The organism is Flavobacterium sp. (genome assembly GCF_044369455.1).
Taxonomy (GTDB): domain Bacteria; phylum Bacteroidota; class Bacteroidia; order Flavobacteriales; family Flavobacteriaceae; genus Flavobacterium.
In genome coordinates, this window is record NZ_JBIPLW010000010.1 from 1 (window position 1) to 21,495 (window position 21,495).

Annotated in this window: 19 protein-coding genes; 5 read left to right on the forward strand and 14 right to left on the reverse strand. The window is 35.1% G+C overall.

The genetic code is table 11. The features are described from left to right. On the reverse strand, positions 1 to 4,106 hold a 4,106-nt coding region (locus ACIQ2L_RS10170; protein ID WP_396158399.1), incomplete at its 3' end, for a choice-of-anchor L domain-containing protein. 130 nt (positions 4,107 to 4,236) lie between these two features. Between ACIQ2L_RS10170 and ACIQ2L_RS10175 the strand changes: the two genes are divergently transcribed. The 4 genes from ACIQ2L_RS10175 (at position 4,237) to ACIQ2L_RS10190 (ending at position 8,878) form a co-directional block, all read left to right on the forward strand. Continuing rightward, the gene (locus ACIQ2L_RS10175; protein WP_396158401.1) at positions 4,237 to 5,133 is read left to right on the forward strand and encodes a NifU family protein; all 897 of its coding nucleotides are present in this window, start codon (positions 4,237 to 4,239) and stop codon (positions 5,131 to 5,133) included. A gap of 110 nt (positions 5,134 to 5,243) precedes the next feature. Then, positions 5,244 to 7,295 carry a thioredoxin domain-containing protein gene (locus tag ACIQ2L_RS10180; protein ID WP_396158403.1) on the forward strand — a complete coding sequence of 684 codons (2,052 nt, stop codon included), beginning with the start codon at positions 5,244 to 5,246 and terminating at the stop codon, positions 7,293 to 7,295. Positions 7,296 to 7,342: 47 nt separating this feature from the next. Further along, entirely contained in the window at positions 7,343 to 7,732 is a 390-nt protein-coding gene (locus tag ACIQ2L_RS10185) for a hypothetical protein (protein ID WP_396158405.1), read from the forward strand. A gap of 312 nt (positions 7,733 to 8,044) precedes the next feature. Then, the gene (locus ACIQ2L_RS10190; RefSeq protein WP_396158407.1) at positions 8,045 to 8,878 is read left to right on the forward strand and encodes a mechanosensitive ion channel family protein; all 834 of its coding nucleotides are present in this window, start codon (positions 8,045 to 8,047) and stop codon (positions 8,876 to 8,878) included. 23 nt (positions 8,879 to 8,901) lie between these two features. Here the strand turns inward: ACIQ2L_RS10190 and tsaB are convergent, their stop codons facing one another. The 3 genes from tsaB to ACIQ2L_RS10205 form a co-directional block, all read right to left on the reverse strand. After that, positions 8,902 to 9,573, reverse strand: a complete 672-nt coding sequence (gene tsaB, locus ACIQ2L_RS10195; protein ID WP_396158409.1) for a tRNA (adenosine(37)-N6)-threonylcarbamoyltransferase complex dimerization subunit type 1 TsaB — start codon at positions 9,571 to 9,573, stop codon at positions 8,902 to 8,904. A gap of 84 nt (positions 9,574 to 9,657) precedes the next feature. Then, a complete protein-coding gene (locus ACIQ2L_RS10200) occupies positions 9,658 to 10,965 on the reverse strand; it encodes an efflux RND transporter periplasmic adaptor subunit (protein WP_396158411.1) in 1,308 nt (435 codons plus the stop codon). Between the two features lie 2 nt (positions 10,966 to 10,967). Further along, positions 10,968 to 12,299: a TolC family protein gene (locus ACIQ2L_RS10205; protein ID WP_396158413.1), complete on the reverse strand. Its 1,332-nt coding sequence runs from the start codon at positions 12,297 to 12,299 to the stop codon at positions 10,968 to 10,970. Positions 12,300 to 12,464: 165 nt separating this feature from the next. Between ACIQ2L_RS10205 and ACIQ2L_RS10210 the strand changes: the two genes are divergently transcribed. Then, a complete protein-coding gene (locus ACIQ2L_RS10210) occupies positions 12,465 to 13,856 on the forward strand; it encodes a DUF4403 family protein (RefSeq protein ID WP_396158415.1) in 1,392 nt (463 codons plus the stop codon). 58 nt (positions 13,857 to 13,914) lie between these two features. Here the strand turns inward: ACIQ2L_RS10210 and ACIQ2L_RS10215 are convergent, their stop codons facing one another. The 10 genes from ACIQ2L_RS10215 to fbaA form a co-directional block, all read right to left on the reverse strand. Next, the gene (locus tag ACIQ2L_RS10215) at positions 13,915 to 14,172 is read right to left on the reverse strand and encodes a hypothetical protein (protein ID WP_396158416.1); all 258 of its coding nucleotides are present in this window, start codon (positions 14,170 to 14,172) and stop codon (positions 13,915 to 13,917) included. After that, positions 14,162 to 14,755 (reverse strand): DUF420 domain-containing protein, encoded by a 594-nt coding sequence (locus ACIQ2L_RS10220; RefSeq protein ID WP_396158418.1) that lies wholly within the window; start codon positions 14,753 to 14,755, stop codon positions 14,162 to 14,164. Before ACIQ2L_RS10220 ends, ACIQ2L_RS10215 begins: the two co-directional genes overlap by 11 nt. Further along, a complete protein-coding gene (locus tag ACIQ2L_RS10225) occupies positions 14,748 to 15,434 on the reverse strand; it encodes an SCO family protein (protein ID WP_396158556.1) in 687 nt (228 codons plus the stop codon). The genes ACIQ2L_RS10220 and ACIQ2L_RS10225 overlap by 8 nt, the downstream gene beginning before the upstream one ends. 8 nt (positions 15,435 to 15,442) lie before the next feature. Next, positions 15,443 to 16,102 (reverse strand): hypothetical protein, encoded by a 660-nt coding sequence (locus ACIQ2L_RS10230; protein WP_396158420.1) that lies wholly within the window; start codon positions 16,100 to 16,102, stop codon positions 15,443 to 15,445. Between the two features lie 86 nt (positions 16,103 to 16,188). Then, the gene (locus tag ACIQ2L_RS10235; RefSeq protein ID WP_396158422.1) at positions 16,189 to 16,545 is read right to left on the reverse strand and encodes a cytochrome C oxidase subunit IV family protein; all 357 of its coding nucleotides are present in this window, start codon (positions 16,543 to 16,545) and stop codon (positions 16,189 to 16,191) included. Between the two features lie 21 nt (positions 16,546 to 16,566). Continuing rightward, positions 16,567 to 17,595 (reverse strand): cytochrome c oxidase subunit 3, encoded by a 1,029-nt coding sequence (locus tag ACIQ2L_RS10240; protein ID WP_396158424.1) that lies wholly within the window; start codon positions 17,593 to 17,595, stop codon positions 16,567 to 16,569. A gap of 43 nt (positions 17,596 to 17,638) precedes the next feature. After that, the gene (locus ACIQ2L_RS10245; protein ID WP_396158426.1) at positions 17,639 to 18,220 is read right to left on the reverse strand and encodes a heme-copper oxidase subunit III; all 582 of its coding nucleotides are present in this window, start codon (positions 18,218 to 18,220) and stop codon (positions 17,639 to 17,641) included. A 6-nt stretch (positions 18,221 to 18,226) separates the two neighbouring features. Next, on the reverse strand, positions 18,227 to 19,141 hold the full coding sequence (gene cyoE, locus ACIQ2L_RS10250; RefSeq protein ID WP_396158428.1) for a heme o synthase: 915 nt from the start codon (positions 19,139 to 19,141) through the stop codon (positions 18,227 to 18,229). Positions 19,142 to 19,444: 303 nt separating this feature from the next. Continuing rightward, on the reverse strand, positions 19,445 to 20,299 hold the full coding sequence (gene accD / locus ACIQ2L_RS10255) for an acetyl-CoA carboxylase, carboxyltransferase subunit beta (protein WP_396158430.1): 855 nt from the start codon (positions 20,297 to 20,299) through the stop codon (positions 19,445 to 19,447). Between the two features lie 126 nt (positions 20,300 to 20,425). Next, positions 20,426 to 21,493 carry a class II fructose-bisphosphate aldolase gene (gene fbaA, locus ACIQ2L_RS10260; RefSeq protein WP_396158432.1) on the reverse strand — a complete coding sequence of 356 codons (1,068 nt, stop codon included), beginning with the start codon at positions 21,491 to 21,493 and terminating at the stop codon, positions 20,426 to 20,428. Positions 21,494 to 21,495 lie beyond the last annotated feature (2 nt).

Consider the following 21,495-nt stretch of genomic DNA (forward strand, 5'->3'; position numbering starts at 1 on the left):
TCCGAATCTTTAGTAGTCAAATCAAAAGCACAATAAAAGCCATCGTTATTTAAACTGTCATCACAAACTACATAGTTTGTAGGGGTATTTATGATAGGTGCTCCAATTACAGTCACCGTAGCGGAACCTGCTTGGTTTTGTGAGCAGGTAGTAGCGCTACTTTCTGTAACACTGACTAGAGAATAAGTATATGTTGTAGCCGTTGCAGTTGATGGAATTGCAAGCGATACACTATCACCTGACGTAGTAGTTATTGAAAAAGGAACTGTATTAAGTGTATAGTTAAAAGTATAGGGAGCAGTTCCATTGGCTCCCGTAAAAGTAATAAAAGGAAGACTGGCGCCCATACATACGGCGGTTGTCCCTGAAATAGTTGCTGTGGGTGAAGGATTGATAGTAACTGTTACAGAACCAACTTGAGGTTGAGAACAAATTGTAGCTCCAGATCCTGTAACACTTACCAATTGATAGTTAAATATTCCAACTGCTCCAGTAGAAACTGAAAGTGTGACACTGTTTCCCACTGTAGTCGAAATCGTCTGAGACGTACCACTTGGATCTAAATAAGTAAATGTGTACGGAGCAACTCCATTGGCTCCTGTAAATGTTATCAATGGATTTGCAGCATTCTGACAAAGAGCCGTTGTTCCCGAAATTGAGGCTGTAGGCAAAGGAACTACTGTAACTGTAGCTGAACCAGACTGTAACTGAGAACAAACCGTGGTTCCAGAACTTACAACACTAACCAATTGATAAGTAAATGCACCTGCAGAATTAGTAGAAACTGGAATTGTTACACTATTTCCTGATACAGTTGAAATTGTTTGCGAAGCTGCATTTTCATCCAAATAGGTGAAGGTATAGGGTGCTGTGCCATTGGAACCTGTAAATGTTATGGATGGATTTGGCGTATTTTGGCAAACCGATGTAGTACCAGATATGGTAGCTGTAGGTAATGCTATAACTGCTACCGTCGCACTACCCGATTGAGCCTGAGAGCAGGCAAGAGCACCAGAACTTTGAACGCTGATTAAAGTATAAGTAAATGTTCCTGCTGTACCAGTCGCAACTGGCAATATAAATATATTTCCTGTACTTGGAGGTGATGTAATTGTCGTAACGCCACCGTCAGTACTATATGTAAATGTGTAAGGCGCAACTCCGTTAGCCCCAGTAAAAGTAATATTCGGACTAGGATCGTTTCTACACACTGATGTTGTTCCAGAAATTGTCGCAGTTGGCAATTGATTAACCGTTACGGTGGCTGTTCCTGATTGTAACTGAGAACATGCTGTAGTTCCAGAGCTTTGAACACTAACTAAGGTATACGTAAATACTCCGTCCGTGGAAGTAGAAACTGGAATGGTAACTGTATTTCCAACTGTAGTCGAAATCGCCTGAGATGTTCCACTTGGATTTAAATAAGTAAATGTGTAAGGTGCTGTTCCATTCAATCCTGTAAAAGTGATAGTAGGACTTGTAGCATTTCTACATACGGATGTTGTTCCTGAAATTGTTGCTGTTGGCAATGCCCTTACCGTAACTGTTGCTGTACCACTTACATTTTGTCCACAAGTTGTCAAATTTACACTAACCAAACTATAGACAGAATTAATAGTTAAGTTAGGGGTAATTACTGTACCGACACCTGAACCATCTAATGTAATTTGCGCAGGAGTTCCGTCTACTGTATAATCAACAACAGCAGTCGGTGTGCCATTAAAGGTAATCGTAGTACTTGTATTTGAACAGATTGTTGCTGTTCCTGAAATTGTTGCAATTGGCAATGAAGTAACTGTAACAGTAGCACTACCCGATTGTAACTGAGAACATGCTGGAGTTCCAGAGCTTTGTACACTGATTAAAGTATAAGTAAATGTTCCTGCTGTACCAGTCGCAACTGGCAATATAAATATATTTCCTGTACTTGGAGGTGATGTAATTGTCGTAACGCCACCGTCAGTACTATATGTAAATGTGTAAGGCGCAACTCCGTTAGCCCCAGTAAAAGTAATATTCGGACTAGGATCGTTTCTACACACTGATGTTGTTCCAGAAATTGTCGCAGTTGGCAATTGATTAACCGTTACGGTGGCTGTTCCTGATTGTAACTGAGAACATGCTGGAGTTCCAGAGCTTTGAACCCTAACTAAGGTATACGTAAATACTCCGTCCGTGGAAGTAGAAACCGGAATGGTAGCTGTATTTCCAACTGTAGTCGAAATCGTCTGAGATGTTCCACTTGGATTTAAATAAGTAAATGTGTAAGGTGCTGTTCCATTCAATCCTGTAAAAGTAATTGCTGGTGATGGTGAATTTTGACATACAGCCGTTGTACCAGAAATAGTAGCTGTTGGCAATGGATTTACAATTAATTGGAAAGTAGTTGTGCCAAAAAATGTTGGGTCAGCATTCTCCTCTAATCTTACATATAAAGTTTGACCATTTGTCCCAAATACAACTGAAGGATTAATTCCAAAACCACCACCATCTGCATCTGCCTGAGTTAAATGAAAACTTACGGTATAATCGGCTGGATTATAGCTGCCCAAAATAATTGGAATTTGTGGTAATAAATTAAAAATGGCTTCGCCAACTCCTGAAGCATTTTCGCAAAGTGAAAGATTAGGTGGCGTTGTTGGAATAGGATTAGTGTTGCATAACGTTGGATCTATTTGCAATGCAAATTGAGTAGTCACAATACAACCTGTAGCAAAATCTTCAACACTAGCATATATTATTTCGCCATCGGTACCATTATAATTGATAGCATTAGGAATTGCAAAAGATTGTTGTTGCGCATCGGATAAAGAGGTATAATAGCTCACAGGATTTGTTAATCCATTTTGAATAATTGGAGTGTTGTCACTTAAATTAAATGGCGCACTACATTGGGTTAAATCATTAGGAGTTCCAAGTGTAATCGAATTAATAAGGTATTCAACAACCATAGTATCCGTTTGTTGACAACCACCAGGATAGGTAATGGTTATTCCATAGGTACCCGCTTGGGTGATACTATAGGTAAATGAATTTGTTCCTATTGGATTACCATTTAACGTCCAAGCATAAGTTGCTCCAGTAATTGCTGCTAAACCCGCTTGTGCAACAATAATTTTCGAACCACAAACTGCTCTATTTCCAGTAAAGTCGGTTATTCCATCAAACTCTGTCCCAGTTCCTGCTATTTCTACAGTTCCGATATCAAAACTTCCACCACCTAAAAATACGGCAGAGTCATAGAGACTATCATTTAAGTCTGAAATAACTAATTTGATATGATATACATTATTCGGAATTACGGCTGATGTTGCTCTCATTTTAATGGTTTCACCATTAAAGTTTGTAGCTGCACTTGCAACTGCTCCTCCAGTATTTGAATTTCCAAAATAGGTCTCATTTGCATTACCACAATTGGCTCCAAAACCAGTAAAATACTGGCCATCATGAATTGTAGTTACTGAAATAGGAATAGTGGTATTTGGAACTAAAGCTAAATTAGTTGCAGGTGTGCCTGCCGTTTGATTTGTTAGAAAAAACGCAAACGCATCCGAATAACTGCATTGAAAATCTCCATATTCTTCTGAGGCAAATAAGAATTCAAAACTCATTTGATTGGTTAATGGAATAAAATCAAACTCTAAGATAGTAGCATTAAAATATTCATCCTCAGCACCAGGAAAAGGTGTTGGGTCAATTATTCCTAAACCAGCCATATAATCTGTTAAATCAGTATCTCCTGGCCAAGCATTAACGCCATTACTTTGTGTTGTTGAGTTTGGCCCAGGAGCGCCATTTGGCAGATTCGGTGGGATAGCAGTTGAAAATATACTTCCAGTACTTAAAATAACACCAGAAGATATTGGAAAATTTGGATTTGTATTCGTAAAATACCCAATACCATTAGTGGATCCAAAATTGGTACCCGTACTCCAAGTAATGTTGCTAATAGTTCCTACACAAGCTGCGCTACCAGAAGAAGGCGCAAATAAAACATCTTCCACAAGTTGCGGTACCGTATAGGTTGTGGTATTAACCGTAATGGGCTGTGAATAGCTATTCCATCCAACAAAAACGATAAATAATAAAAGTAAAATTCTTCTCATTAATAGGCAATTACATCAATGTTTTAAAAAAAAGAAAACATTCCTAGTGTTAATTAATTGTTTAATTGTCCAAATATAAGTATTCACTGAAAATAACTTTGTTAAATTTGTAGAAAAATAAACATTTCCGATGAAAATCAGTATAAAAGAAACACAAAATCCAACCATATTAAAATTTGAATTCCCAGAGTTTATTACGCAAAACGAAAACTTTGAATTCAAAAACATTGATGAAGCTAAAAATTCACCTTTAGCACAACAATTGTTTTATCTTCCGTTTGTAAAAACGGTATACATTTCGGGTAACTTTATTGCAATCGAAAGATTTGGAATAGTTGAGTGGTCAGATGTTCAAGATGATGTTGCAGAACAAATAGAAAATTTTGTAGAAAATGGTGGAATTATTGTGTTGCCAAATGAAAATCCAACAAAGAAACAACCGATAAGTGTTTATGGCGAAACCACACCAAATCCGGCTTCACTTAAATTTGTGGTCAATAAGGCATTAACAAAATCGGCAGCCGAATTCAAAAATATTGACGAAGCAAAACCATCACCGCTGGCACAAGAATTATTCAAGTTTCATTATGTGAAAGAAATTTTCATAGCCGAAAATTATATTTCTGTTACGAAATACGAAAGTAGTTCTTGGGATGAAATCACGTTGGAACTTCGAACGTTTATCAAACAATTTATCGAAAATGGCGGAACAGTTATCAATGAAAGCCAAATCGAAACTACTGAAAAGCAAGAAAAACAACAAATCAAAAATTTTGACAATCTCGATACAACCTCACAACAAATCATCAATATTCTCGAAGAGTATGTGAAACCTGCGGTTGCAGCCGATGGCGGTAACATCCTTTTTGATTCCTATGATGCAAATGAAAAGCGCGTAAAAGTAGTGTTGCAAGGTGCTTGTAATGGTTGCCCTTCTTCCACATTCACTTTGAAAAGCGGTATCGAAAATATGTTAAAAGACATGCTCAACGATAAAGATATTGTTGTTGAAGCATTAAATGGATAAATTTAGGAGCTATTCCCGCTTTCCATTATATCTTTTAGACCTGTCAGGTTTTTAAAACCTGACAGGTCTAAAAGGATGCCATTCCAATCGGGGCTAGAAAAAAATCTGCTATGAACGAACTACATCACGAAACCAGCCCTTACTTACTCCAACACGCCAACAATCCGGTGCACTGGAAAGCATGGAATACGAATTCTTTATCGCTTGCCAAAAATGAAAATAAGCTAATCATTATCAGTATTGGATACTCGGCGTGCCATTGGTGTCACGTAATGGAACACGAAAGTTTTGAAGATAACGATGTGGCCGCAGTGATGAATTCCAATTTCGTCAATATCAAAATTGACCGCGAAGAACGCCCCGATATCGATGCTGTATATATGAAAGCTGTGCAAATTATGACCGGTCATGGCGGCTGGCCCATGAATGTAGTAGCCTTACCCGACGGCAGACCTATTTGGGGTGGAACCTATTTCAGAAAAAACGATTGGATCAACTCTTTAGAAAGACTTAATGAAATTTATAAAGAACAACCACAAACCATTTTGGATTATGCAGAAAAATTAATCGATGGTTTACAATCGTTGAGCATCATTTCAAAAAGTGAATCCGAAAGTAATTTTGATTTGGAAGTGCTAAACACTTTAGTTTCTAAATGGCAAAAAAGCTTCGATTGGGATTATGGCGGAATGGCGCGTGCTCCCAAATTTATGATGCCAACCAATTATGAATTTCTTTTGCGATACGGCTATCAAACAAAAAATCAATCGATAGTAGATTTTGTAAATCTAACGCTAACCAAAATGGCTTATGGCGGATTGTTTGATACTATTGATGGCGGTTTTTCTCGCTATTCCGTCGATGTGAAATGGCACGTTCCCCATTTCGAAAAGATGTTGTACGATAATGGACAATTGGTTTCGATTTATGCCGATGCGTATAAATTGACGGGTAACCAACTGTATAAAGAGGTCATTGAAAAAACACTAAAATTTGTCGAAAAAGAATGGTTAACTAAAGAAGGAAGTTTTTATTCAGCAGTAGACGCCGATAGTTTAAATACAGAAAATCGTCTAGAAGAAGGCGCATTTTACGTTTGGACAAAATCAGAGTTGCAGCAGGTACTTCAAGAAGACTTCGACTTATTTTCTATTGTTTTTAATGTCAATGAATTTGGTTTTTGGGAACACGAAAATTATGTTCTAATCCAAAATAAATCGTTGGAAGAAATAGCAAAAGACCAAAATACTACTCTAGAAAATTTAGAACAAAAGAAAAAATCTTGGGAACAATTACTTTACATCGAAAGAGAAAAAAGAAGCAAACCACGATTAGACGATAAATGCCTAACGTCTTGGAACGCGATAATGCTTAAAGGTTTTGTTGATGCCTACAAAGCTTTGGGTCACAAAAAATATTTAGACATTGCGTTACAAAATGCACATTTTATTATCAATACGGTTTGGAGTTCAGAAGGCAATTTACAGCACAGCTACAAAGACGGAATTCGAGGCGGAGCCGAACAGAGCGTAGCTAAAGCAACGAGTAATGGTTTTCTTGAAGATTATGCTCATGTAATTCAAGCCTTTATTTCTTTATATGAAGTTACTTTTGATGAGCAATGGTTGCAAAATTCCAAGCAGTTAACGGATTATACTTTTGATAATTTTTATGACGCCAACCAACAATTTTTTTCGTTTACATCTCATCAAGACGAAGCCTTAATAACCAAACATTTTGAAGTAGAAGACAATGTAATTCCAGCCTCAAATTCTGTTTTGGCTGATGCATTGTTCAAGTTGAGTATCTATTTCAACAACAGTTATTACGAAAAAGTGAGTCAACAAATGGTTCAGAACATTGTCCCGACTGTTGATTATCCATCGGCTTTCTCAAATTGGCTTACTGTCTTACTAGATTTTTCAGAACAGAATAAAGAATTGGCCATTTGTGGGAACAATGCATTGGAGTATTTGTATACTTTAAATCAAAAGTATTTACCCAATATCATTATTGCCGGAAGTACTTCAATTTCAACACTTCCTTTTTTGGAAAATCGTTTTTCAGATAACGGGACACTTTTTTACCTCTGCCAAAACAAAACCTGTCAAAAACCTACTACAGATATAAAAGAAATCAGTCAAGAAATTGGACTTGAATAGAAGAAAATCGTATTATTGTTATTATTAACAAACTAAAAACTAACAGCATGGCATTTGGAGATTTTTTTAAAAAACTTTTTGGTTCTTCAACCAAAGAAATGGCAGATAAAGCAGAAACTTTTGCAGAAGAAACGTTTGAAAAAGCCAAAGTGGCTGCGGCACCAATGGTAGATAAAGTAGAAGACTTAATTGATTCGGCTAAAGAAAAAGTAAGTGAGCATATGCCCGCTGCAAAAGAAGCTATTGAAAATGTGGTTGAAACCGTAAAGGAAAAAGCGACAGAATTTGCAGAAAAAGCAGAAACTTTTGCTCACGAAACGGTAGAAACCGTAAAAGAAAAAGTAAGTGCATTTACTAGTGATGCTTCCGAAGATGCCGAAGAAGTTAGAACAAAAACAGAAGATACAGTTAAACCTGCTGACGAAAATGCAGATTAATTTAAATTGTTGTCCAATAAAAATTCAATTTAACAATTTTTACATTAAAAAATTTAAATCGCAAAGGCGCTAAGTCGCAATTTACGCTAACTTTTCTTTGCGCCTTTGTCCCTTTGCGAGAAATTAAAACAAGTAAAAGTTAATTAAAATTTTATAAAACCCAATAAAATCAATATCTAGTAAGATATTTAAAAAGTTTTATCGGACAACTATGATAAATTTATAAAAATATTATTTTTGTGTCCCGTCCCGATGCTTCGGGAGTCGGGATTTTTTTTATCCCGAATTTAGTTCAGGATCTAACGTATTAAAATGGAAAAGAAAAAACTACACTACATTCATTCGTTTGCCGATTATGTTGATCAATTTATCAAACTTTTAATTGATTATTCTCCTAAATTGATTACCGCTTTCATAGTGCTATTCGTAGGACTATATATAATTAGAATACTAAACCGGTTGGTTAGGAGAATTATGATTAAGCGCGAAATAGACCCAACATTGTCAAAGTTTTTAGCAGACAGTTTGCTTTGGGCAATGCGAATTTTACTTTTTGTTACGTTTATTTCAAAACTAGGGATTGAAACTTCCTCTTTTGTAGCCATTCTTGGCGCAGCTGGTTTAGCTATTGGTTTATCATTACAAGGGTCATTGTCTAATTTTGCTGGTGGCATGTTGATTATTTTATTCAAACCTTTCCGAGTTGGAGATACCATAGAAGCGCAAAATGTAATTGGAACGGTAGGCGAAATTCAAATTTTTGTAACCAAATTAATTACCGCCAACAATCAAACTATTTTTGTCCCAAATGGCATTTTATCCAATGGTGTCATTACTAATTATTCGTTACAAAAAAATAGAAGAGCCAATTTGCTTTTTAATGTTTCGTATGATACTAATATAAAAACAGCAAAAGAAATTGTGCTACAAGTCATGGAAAATAATCCAAAAGTTTTGAAAAACCCATCGCCAACTATAGTTGTTAATCTATTAACCGATTCAGCTATACAGTTAGCCATTCGTCCTTGGTCAAAAAATGAAGATTTTGTAGAAATGAGTTCCGATATTTTAGAAGGATGTAAAGATGCTTTTGATTCAGCCGGAATTGCGGTACAACCTTTTGTAAAAGAAGCTTCGAAGGAATAAGGCGTTATAAATGTTCAGATGAATTACTTAACCGTCAAAAAATCCTTCAAATAAAACGGCTCAAAATAAGCTACATCTTCACATTCGCTTTTAAGAAATTTTTCATAACTCAACGCACTCATTTCGTTTGCGGATGGAAAAACGATTTCGGGAAGAAAGTGAACGTTTTTTCCTTTAATAACGGTTTGGCATTTTTCTTGGCAATCGCCAATAAAATATAATGTTTCAGGGCAATCAGCGTAACTGTCTTCCGTTACTATCTCGGCTTGTACCTCGTTTATCCTATTGAGACCACCATCATAAACGGCACTATAAACTTCCATTCTTCGAGCATCAATCATAGGAACAATGTAGCCACCATCATAATTAATTACAGTAAGGGCTTTTTTGGCTAATATTTGTAGCGTATCTACAGCAAGTAACGGAATGCTCAAGGCATAGCACAAGCCTTTTGCCGTAGAAACACCGATACGCAAACCCGTAAAAGAACCAGGTCCTTTGCTTACGGCTACGGCATTCAAATTAGTAATACCAATTCCAGTTTCTTTTAAAATTTCTTGTATAAAAACATGCAGTTTTTCGGCATGAGAATACCCTTCTTCAGCTATTTCTTTGCACAAAACCGTTTCGCCATTTTTTGCTAAAGAAACCGAACAATTTTTGGTAGCTGTTTCTATGTTGAGGATATAAGTCAAGATAAATAAGTTGTAGTTTTGAATGGTAAACGCAGATTCGCAAATTAAACTGAATTTATTGTCTGCGAATCTGTGGTTAAATTTTTATTTTTTCTCTTTGTCTTTCTCCTTTTCAGAGTCTTTTTTAACACTGACATTATCACCAGAATTCAGGTCTTTAGTTACCGTAGTGTAAGGTCCAACAATTACGACATCTCCTTTTTTCAAACCAGAAATTATTTCAATATTGGTATCATCCTGAATTCCCGTTTTTACGATTCTAATTTTAGCTTTATTGCCGTCTTTTACAAAAACGCATTCAAACTTTTTATCGCTTTTTGCGGTTACTTTTTTATCTTCGGACTCCTCCTTAACTTCATAAATTTTTGTTGCTGTGGTATCCGATTTTACAACAACCGAACTAATTGGTACACCAATAACTTTTTCTTTTCGAGTGGTTATAATATCAACGGTAGCGGTCATTCCTGGGCGGAATGGTGAATAAGTAATCGGTTTCCCTTCTATTAAATCCATGTAGGATTCTTTTAAAATTCTAACTTTCACCTTAAAATTAGTTACTTGATCGGCTGTTGTAGCAGTACTGGCCGAATTAGAGATGCTAGTTACAATACCCTTAAACTCTTTTTTAAGATAGGCATCAACTTGAATTTTAGTGCTGTCTCCGATGCTTATTTTTACAATATCATTTTCATTAACATCTACTTCAACTTCCATATTGTTCAAATTGGCTACTCTCAAAAGTTCGGTTCCAGTCATTTGTTGTGTTCCTAAAACACGTTCGCCCAATTCAACGCCCAAAGAAGAGATAGTGCCATCAGCCGGAGCATAAATGGTGGTTCTGCCTAAATTGTCCTTGGCTTCTTTAACGGTTGCATTAGCACTTTGAACATTGTAATAGGCCGATTCTTTACTGGCTTTGGCTCCTTCAAAAACAGCAATGGCTTTATCCCAATCTGACCTTGAAATGATGCCTTTATCAAACAACGTTTTACTTCGATCGAAACTTGCTTTTGCTTCTTTAAACGTAGCATCAGCCTGATTCAATCCGGCTTTAGAACCTGATAGATTGGAAATCGTTCTGTTATAACCAGAAGTATACAAATCGGGATTTATTTTAACTAATAAATCGCCTTTTTTTACTACTTGACCTTCTTTTATGGGTAGCGCAATAATTTCTCCCGATACTTCAGAAGATATTTTTACCTCAATTTCCGGTTGAATTTTTCCGGTTGCTGATACCGTTTCAATAATTGTTATTTCATCAACTTTAGCGGTTTCAATTTCTTTAGAATCATCTTTACCACCAATAATTCCTTTTGATTTTAAAGTTATGGCTACAACTAATAAGGCAATAACGACTCCAACGAGTATATAAATTTTCTTTTTTGACATAATTATTGTTTTTGAATGATTGGGATTCCGAAATAGAACTCGAGTAATTTTATTTTAAATATGTAGTCGTATTTTGTTCGCAAAACTTCTGATTGCGCATTTTCATAGGATAATAAGGACTGACTGTAATCGAAAGAATTTAGCAAGCCAACGGCATAGCGTTCTTTTGAAAATTCTTGAGCAAATTTTCGTGCTTCAGCTGTTTTTAGTGCAGCTTCATAGGCAGCTTTAGCTGTTTTCAGATCGTTATATGCCTGATAAACGGTTCTTTCTAAATCCAACTCGGATTGATCTAAAAGCAACTTTGTTTTTTGCTGATTGATTTTACTTCTTTGAACTCTGCCACGAGTACTAAATCCGTTTAAGATGGGCACATTCAATTGTATCCCAATATTAGTACCGTCAAAAGCGGAAAGCTGATCCACAAAACCAAGTGGAATACTTTCAGACCAACGGGTGTTATATCCTGCAAAACCTGAAAGTGATGGTAAATAGCCTGCTCGGGAAAGTTGAACATCTTTTTTTGCAATATCAAGATTAGAACTAGCAATTTTTACATCATTGACCACTTCTTTTGCTTTAAGAATTATTGCCTCGGGCGTTTCAAGTAAAATAGTACTGGGTGGAATACTCATATCATCTACTGCAACATCAAAACTTGCATATTCTTTTAGTAAAAGTGTTTGTGCCAAAGCTAATTTAGAAATAATCAAAGTGTTTTCAGCAACAATAATTTGTTGTTCTTGGGCCGCATCGGTTGCTCTTAATTCATAAATATCTCCCGATGGAAGTGTGCCTGCTTGTATTAATTCGTTGGTACGTACTAGATTCTCTTTAGTGATTTTGTTTTGATTAATTAAAACCTTTAATTGTTCTTTATTGAATAAAATTTGCAAATAAGAATTAGCAACAGAAAGCGCAATATCGTCTTTCATTTTGCTCAATTTATAGCTGTTTGCTAGCTTGTTGAGCTTCACGCGTTGCAAGGTTTTCCAGTTTAATAAACCATTAAATAAATTTATTCCTGTATTAACATTTGCCGAAGCAGAACGAAAAGTTTCATTTTCAAATTGATTTGTCGCGGGGTTAATGTTGGCACCTGTATTTATTCCGTAATTTGCCGAACCAGAAACATTAGGAAGAAAATTTCCAATAGCTTCAAGTTTTTCAATATCGGAGGTATTTAAATCCAGTTCAGATTGTTTTACAGAAATGTTGTTTTTCAGCGCATAGTCAACACATTCCTGAAGCGTCCAGTTTTTTACTTGAGCTTTGGCCGAGAAACCAATAAATAAGATAAAGAGGAGCGCTGTTTTTTGGATGCTATATATCATAATAAAACTAGATTGCAAAAGTCAATTTTTATTGTTAACAAAGATATGATTTTTGTCTTTGGATTCTTTATTAAAAAAGATACAAACTTAGACTTGTCTTTTTTGATAATGTTACAGGATTATTACTTTTTTTACTTTTATTTTGCCAAAAAAATTATTTTCATCATGTATACTTATAAGAGAACATTTTCTATTTTATTCGCAGCACTAGTTTTTAATAGTTGTTCTACTACTCAAAAGATCGAAGCATTAAAACCTTTGCCTTCAGACGATACTCCGATGGTATTCAACAATAAGACTTCATTTGTAAATATGCCATTGGAAATTTCTTTAAAAGAAATAGAAAACCAATTAAATAAAACGTTAAGTGGTGAAATTTATAATGACTCTAATCTTGAAGATGACAAAACCGAAATGAAAATTATCAAAACGGCAGCCATTCGATTGATTGAAAAAAATGGAAAAATTCAAACCGTTCTTCCTCTGAAAATTTGGGCTCGATTTAAGTATGGAACGGATTTTATGGGGTTGAATGATACTAGAGAGATTTATCTTAACGGAACAATTACGATGACCAGCGATGTGAAATTATCGAATTGGAAATTATCGACAACCTCTAAAATTGAAGATTTTCAATGGGCTGAAAGTCCTTCGATAATGGTAGCAGGAAAAAGTGTGCCAATCACGTATATTATTAACCCAACACTTTCCATATTCCAATCGAAAATCGCAAAAAAAATTGATGAAGCCATTGAAAACTCTTGTGATTTTAAGCCATATGTTCTAGATGTATTGGAAAAAATGAGCACCCCATTTTTAACCAGCGAGCAATACCAAGCATGGTTTAAGTTAATTCCAATAGAAGTGTATGTAACGGATGCCACTTTGGGTAAAAAAGAAATAAAAATGGATTTAGGATTAAAATGCAATATGCAAACGATGGTTGGAACAAAGCCTAAAACTAATTTTGATAAAACGGCTATTCAATTTAAAGCAGTAACAAAAATTCCAGAAAAGCTAACAGCTAATATCGCCGCTATTTCAACGTATGATAGTGCTTCTAAAATTATCTCTAGTAACTTTAAAGGAAAAGAGTTTGTCTCTGGAAGTCGAAAAATCCTAGTTCAAAATGTAGCACTGTGGCAAAGAGATAGTAAAATAATTATTGCCCTTGAGATGACTGGAAGCATCAATGGAACTATTTATCTTTCGGGAACGCCAAATTATAATGCGGTGACCAAAGAAATCTATTTTGATCAAATGGATTATGTTCTGAATACAAAAGGATTACTAACCAAAACTGCCAATTGGCTACTACAAGGTGTGATTTTGAAAAAAATTCAAGAAAACTGTCGCTATTCTATTAAAGAAAATCTTGATGAAGGAAAAAAAAGTTTGTTGCCTTACTTGAATAATTTTTCCCCCATGAAAGGCGTTTTTGTCAATGGAACTTTTAATGATTTTGAATTTGAAAAAGTAGAAGTAACCGATAAAGCCATAGTAGCCTTTATTACTACCACTGGCAAAATGAATGTGAAAATTGACGGAATGGATTGATTTTAGTATTCAGTCCCAATCCCGAAGTTTCGGGATGGGACAGTTTATAGTGTTTAGTTCACACTGACTTCTTTTTATAATACATTCTATAAATGGCAAACCCAATCAAAGCTACCAAAATATAAGGAATTGCCATCAGGAAAACAATACCATCATTCACGGCTTCCACTTTAGTTTTATTGCCCGAACTTTCTAATGCTGCCCGACACATGGCACATTGCCCATAACTGGAAATTCCAAAAAACAAAAAACAAAATCCAATAAAAAAGTTTGGAATTTGGAATTTGGAATTTGGAATTTGAAATTTAATTAGCATAATAAGGAGAAATCATTAAATACACCACAACTCCAGTCACAGCAACATACAACCAAAGAGGGAAAGTGATTTTAGCTATTTTTTTATGTCTGTCAAATCGAGCTGCTAATGCTCTAACATAGGTAATCAACACTAATGGAATAATTGTAATTGACAATATAATGTGACTGAGTAAGATAAATATATACACTAATCGCAATGAACCAGCATTGACTTTTTCGGTTTCATCCAATATCTTGTTGCCGTCAATATCTCCATAAACTGTAGAATCGGCTGTCATATGGTAGGCAACATACATTACCAAAAATGCAACAGAACATGCGATTGCTGTGGTCATAAATCGTTCATGAACTTTCCGATTTCCATTTTTAATTGCCAGTACACCCATTATCAATAGCAATGCGGTAAAGCCATTTATTGAAGCATAAATTGGCGGTAAAAAGGAAAGTGGCTCTACTTCAATTCCAAAATCTTTTAATTTTACTGAGAATAATATTCCAACAACAACTGGTATCAGTATGGATACTAAAATTATTGAAAATTTATATCGTTGTTCTAAGGTTTGGTTCGTTTCTTTATTCATTTAATAGTTTTTTAATATCTTCTTTAACTGCTTTTACTCCTTTTTTATCTAATCCATCGTAATATAAAATTGGGTTTCCAAATTCATCATCTCTACATCTGATAGTGCCTTTTTTGTCAATTAACGCAAAAAGCCCCGAATGTTCAAACCCACCACTTACCTTTTTATTTTCACCTGCATAAAGATTAAATCCTTTGTTGGCAATGTTAAAAATATACTCTTTATCCCCTGTTAATAAATGCCAGTTTGAGGACTTTACACCAATTACTTCTGCATGTTTTTTCAATATTATTGATGTGTCGTATTCTGGATTTATAGATATGGAAGCTATTCCAAAATTGGGATTTCCAAAAAAATTATTTTGAATATCAACCATATTTCTATTCATTATAGGGCAGATAGAAGGGCAGGTTGAGAAAAAAAATTCAACAATATAGACTTTTCCTTTATAAGTATCATTTGTAATTTTTTGGTTGTTTTGATCGGTTAATTCAAATTTTGGTGCTGGGCCAATTTTTCTCAAACCAGTTTCAGGGTTTTTGTGATTGGATATTGCATCCAAACGGTCGCCTTGAACAACAGTGTTATTTTTAATTCTTTGAACTATTCTTGGAATGAAAATAATTCCAAAAATGAGTATTACGAAAGACAAACCTATATAAGAAAACTTTTTCATGATATTAAAATCTAAATTTCTCTGGTTGCATTGTTATTTCTTTTTAATGCCGCACGATATTCATACATAATGATTTTCATGTCATCCATCATTTTGTTATAAAGGTCAGAAACAAGAACGGTATCGTAACCTTCTTTATATTCAGGTTTTCCTTTTTTGTCTTCTCCTTTTCGGCCTCTAAGATTTCTTTTTTTATCGATTATAAAAACATTTGGTGTCGATAAAGAGTTGTCTAGTTTACCAACCAATTTAAGCTTATTATAAAAAGTAGTTATTTCATTTGGAGAGGCAAAAACAAAATGCCATCCTTTGTTCGTGCCTAGTTTCTTTATATCTAATTTCAATAATTCTTTTACCTGATTTTGTGTACCATCTGGAAGTACCATCACGACCTGAAAATCTTTGAAATCTTTATATTTGTCATAAATGGTTTCATAAAGATTAAATACACTTCCTTTATGTTTTGCCACATCGTTTCCAATAAAACCAAGTATTGTTATTTTATTAGTTAAAGTAACTGGACGGTCGTCTAACGTTTTCCAAGGTGTTACGTCTGGAATATTCTTAGTAATTGTTGGTAATGAAATAAAACTATTTACACCAGATGCAAAAAAAAGATAGGCAACTATTGGTAAAATAAATAAGATAAAAAGGACAATATTTTTTTTCATTTGAATTGAGAAAACAGATGTGCAAAAATAAAAAAAACCCGCCTAGTTACGGAACAGGACGGGGCTTTTTTTGAATTACTATTTTGTTAAAAATTCCATTTAATAGTGGCATTTTTAAAAACCTCAAACACATAATCAGCTTCAACCAAAAGGATGAATAGTAAATATAATGCAAGAAAAATGACAGTGGCAACGACTGCCCAGCGCAAACTACTTTTTTCACCTTCCATATGCATGAAAGCCCAAACAATATAGTATGCTTTATATAGTGTTAATATGATGAATACCCAGTTAAGTAAATTCATACTTAAAAAGTTATTGAAATATAAAAATTCTGGTCTTGAAATTCCTAAGTACACTTCGACTGTAGTTACTACAGACAAAAGAGCAAAAACCAGCCAAATTCTTTTTGTGTTTGATACGTGTTCGTGTGCGTGTGACATAATATAAACTTTATAATAATATTAAACTAAGTAGAAGAATGTAAATACGAATACCCAAACTAAATCGACAAAGTGCCAATAAAGTCCAACTTTTTCTACCATTTCATATGATTTTCTTTTTTCATATGTTCCTAAAACAACGTTTAAGAATATGATAAAATTGATGACAACTCCAGAAAATACGTGAAAACCGTGAAAACCTGTAATAAAGAAAAAGAAATCAGCAAATAGTTTACTTCCGTATTCATTATGTTCCAAATTAGCGCCTTCAACTACAATAGCACCATTTCCAACCATTACTTCCGACTCAGCTCTTGTTAAAATTTCTCTATGTTTGTTTTTATTCAAACCTGGTTGCAATTTTCTATTTGCTTTGTCTTCTTTAGTGTCTCTATAAATTTTTTCTGTTCTAACTAATAATTCAGGATGTGCTTTAAAACCAGCCTGTACTTCAGCAACAGAATAGGATGGCAACGTTGGTTCATCCATAAACCACCTTCCTTTGCTTCTTGTTAATTGCTCTCTTTCTTCTGGAAGCGTTACTGCAAAATCTGCTAATTTTACTCTTTCGCCTTCAGCATTTACAAATTGAATGATGCTTCCGCCTTTTGTTTCGATTGCACCATGTTCACCTTTAATGAAATTTTTCCATTCCCAAGCTTGAGAGCCCACAAAGATTAAACCTCCAACGATGGTTAATAACATATAGAACGCTACTTTGGTCTGTTTCATTTGGTGACCAGCATCAACCGCTAATACCATCGTTACAGAAGAGAAAATCAAGATAAATGTCATTAATGCCACATAATACATTGGCGCTTCTACACCATGCATAAAGGGAAAGTGAGTAAACACTTCATCGGCAATCGGCCAATTATCAATAAATTTAAATCTAGAAAAACCGTATGCTGCAAGAAAACCAGTAAAAGTTAAGGCATCGGATACGATAAAAAACCACATCATTAATTTGCCATAACTTGCACCCATTGGCTCATTTCCGCCGCCCCAAGTATTTTCAGTATTATTTCCAGTAGTAACTGTAGCTCCCATAAAAGTTATAAGTTAAAAAGTTCCCAAATTTAGATTTTTTTTCTTATTTAAAGAAATATAAAAACAAAAACAAGCAAACCCACAAGAAATCGAGAAAGTGCCAATACATCGCACCTAGTTCAATTCCAAGCAATTGACTTGAATTGTATTTTTGTTTAAAATGATTATAAATTATGATTAAAAGCGAAATTATTCCTCCAGCAAGGTGAGCCAAGTGAAGTGTTGCCAATACATATAAAAATGTAGTAGCAATATTGCTCTCTGGTCCGGTGAAAAAATAACCGCCATCCATCATTTGATGAAAGCCCTTAAATTGACAAAACACAAAGGAAATTCCTAATATAAGCGTTACTAAAAGAAAGGAAGTTGTAGCCAGTTTGTTGTCTTTTCGAATGGAAATTTTGGCTAAGTGAAATGTTACACTACACAAAATAATGGCAAGTGTACTGAAGTAAAAAGCCGTTGGAAATTGGAAATCTTTCATCCAATCTTCTCTAGACTTGCTTACGACAAATGCACTTACTATTCCAGCAAACATCATCGTCATGCTTCCCATAGCAAACAACAACAACAGTTTATACGATCGTGCAGTTCTTTCTTTATGTTCTTGAGCGGACATTGTCATACGAAATTATCTTAAAAATTTATCTAAAATATATACTAATTGCAGCAAAGATATATAAGAAACACTTACCAACATTAATGTTCGGGCCGCTTTTGCAGTTCTTAACTGATATAATTTTACGGCATAAAAAATCATCCAAAGTCCAAGTAAAAATACTATTACCGCAGCTACAGGAGATATAAATAATCGTCCAGTATAACCCAAGCAAGGTAACATCGAGGCAACCAACAACCAAACAGAATAAAGGATTGTTTGCAAGGCAGTCGAAGTATCTTTTTTTCCAGTAGGTAACATAAAGAAACCTGCTTTTTCATAATCGTCATACAAAAACCAACCGATCGCCCAAAAATGGGGAAATTGCCAAAAGAATTGAATTAGGAAGAGTGTTCCGGCTTCAATTCCAAAATTATTCGTTGCGGCAACCCAACCTAACATAAACGGAATGGCACCCGGAAAGGCTCCCACAAAAACCGAAAGTGGAGTATATAGCTTTAAAGGAGTATAAACACTAGTGTATAAAAAAATTGAAATCGCACCAAACATAGCTGATTTCTGATTGACATTATATAAAAGGATAAGTCCAATAATAGTTAGCAAACTAGCCACAAATAATGCCTGATTGGGCGACATTCTACCCGAAGCTACAGGACGGTTTTTAGTTCTATCCATTAAAGCGTCAAGGTCTTTTTCAATGACCTGGTTAAAAGCGTTTGAGGCTCCAACCATACAGTAACCACCAACAGCAAGCATGAATAATTTAATCCAACTAAAAGCGCTCTCTGGATTTCCATCTGTTCCAAATCCGAGAAGATATCCTGCAATTGAAGAGAACACCACGCTGATAGCCAAACCAGCTTTGGTGATTTCTTTGAAATCAAATGCAATTTTTTTAAAAGTAAAGGGAGTAGCTGTTGCGCTCAAAGATGCTATATTAGTGTTCCGTCAAAACTGGCTCAAAGGTACTTTATAGAAAACGATTTGACAAAAATAGTGAGGACATATTTTTATAATTTTTTAGGGTTAGGAGCGAATGGTCATTGTGTGTTTGTGGTCCGTATTCCCGCTTTTCGCGACTCGTCCAAAAAGACGAGTCTAGCTTCAATCGGGGCTAGATGAAAAACCGTTTTAATTTTTGGCAACTAATAAAAAATGCCCCAAATAGTGTCTAACTTTTTGGGGCATGCACCAACCGAGCATTTTATAAATAATTACTAGAATCAAAATTTATCGTATCGGCTGGTTCAAAATCAAATCAAGATACAAGTTAATCTTGTCCTTAAGTTCTTTTCTTGGGGCTATAAAGTCAAGGAATCCATGATCTAATACGAATTCTGCTGTTTGGAAACCTTCTGGCAAATCTTTACCAGTTGTATCACGCACAACCCTTGGACCTGCAAAACCAATCAAAGCACCAGGCTCCGAAATATTTACATCACCAAGCATCGCATAGGAAGCGGTAGTTCCTCCTGTAGTCGGATCGGTACACAAAGAAATATACGGAATCTTAGCTTCGGCCAACTGCGCCAATTTTGCTGAGGTTTTTGCCAATTGCATCAACGAATAAGCAGCTTCCATCATACGCGCACCACCCGATTTTGAAATCATCACAAAAGGAATTTTGTGTTTGATAGAATAATCAATGGCACGTGCAATTTTTTCACCTACAACGGCACCCATAGAACCACCAATAAAGGCGAAATCCATACAGCAAACCACCAAATCCTTACCTTTCGATTTTCCAACACCTGTGCGAACCGCATCTTTCAATCCAGTTTTAGCAATGGCATCTTTTAAACGGTCTGAGTATTTCTTAGTATCTACAAAATGTAAAGGATCTTTAGAAGTCATTTTAGCATCTAACTCCTTGAATTCATTGTTATCAAACAAGATTTCGAAATATTCTTTACTGCCAATTCGAACATGAAAATCATCTTCAGGACTAACCCAAAGATTTCTAGCTAATTCATCTTGATCAATAATTTTTCCCGTTGGCGATTTATACCATAGTCCTTTGGGAACGTCTTTTTTATCTTCTGTTGCAGTGGTGATTCCTTTTTCTGTTCTTTTAAACCAGGCCATATTTTTAAGTATTCAGTGTTCAGTTTTTAGTATTCAGTCTTAGTGTTCAGTCTCCAGTCTCCAGTATTCAGTCTCAGTTCTCAAGAATATATAAAACTGAAAACTGTGACTGAAAACTGAACACTATTAAAGAGTGTTCACATTGTTCAAGTCAGCAAATGCCTGTTCTAATCTTTTGTTAAACGTTAATTCCCCTTCGCGTATCCATTTTCTTGGGTCGTAATGCTTTTTGTTAGGAGAATCTGTTCCGTCAGGGCTTCCTATTTGAGTTTTTAAATAATCAATATTATTCACCATATAATCACGAATGCCTGCCGTATAGGCAAATTGTAGATCAGTATCAATATTCATTTTGATAACACCATACGAAATGCCTTCTCTGATTTCTTCTATAGTAGAACCAGATCCACCATGAAAAACAAAGTCAACGGGGTTGTGACCAGTATTGAATTTATTCTGAACATAATCCTGAGAATTTTTCAATATTTTTGGAGTCAATTTTACATTACCTGGTTTATAAACACCATGAACGTTTCCGAAAGCTGCTGCGATAGTAAATCTTGGCGAAATTTTAGAAAGTTCTTCATAGGCATAGGCTACTTCATCAGGTTGAGTGTATAATTTTGAGCTATCAACGTCTGAATTATCTACACCATCTTCTTCACCACCTGTAATTCCTAATTCGATTTCTAAAGTCATTCCCATTTTGCTCATTCGAGCCAAATAGGTTTTACAGATTTCAATATTTTCATGAATTGGTTCTTCTGACAAATCAATCATGTGAGAAGAATACAACGGTTTACCCGTTTCTGCAAAATGTTTTTCAGAAGCATCTAACAAACCATCAATCCAAGGTAATAATTTTTTGGCACAGTGGTCTGTATGAAGAATTACAGTTGCTCCGTATGCTTCTGCTAATGTATGAATGTGTTTTGCGCCTGCAATTCCACCTGCAATTGCTGCTTTTTCACCAGCATTCGAAAGTCCTTTCCCAGCATTATAAGCAGCGCCACCATTTGAAAATTGAATAATAACCGGAGCTTTTAATTTTGCTGCAGTTTCCAATACACCGTTAATAGTGCTTGAACCGATAACATTTACGGCAGGAAGTGCAAATCCCTTTTCTTTAGCATAGGCAAAAATTGCTTGAACTTCATCTCCTGTGGCAACTCCAGGTTTAATATTGTGAGACATTG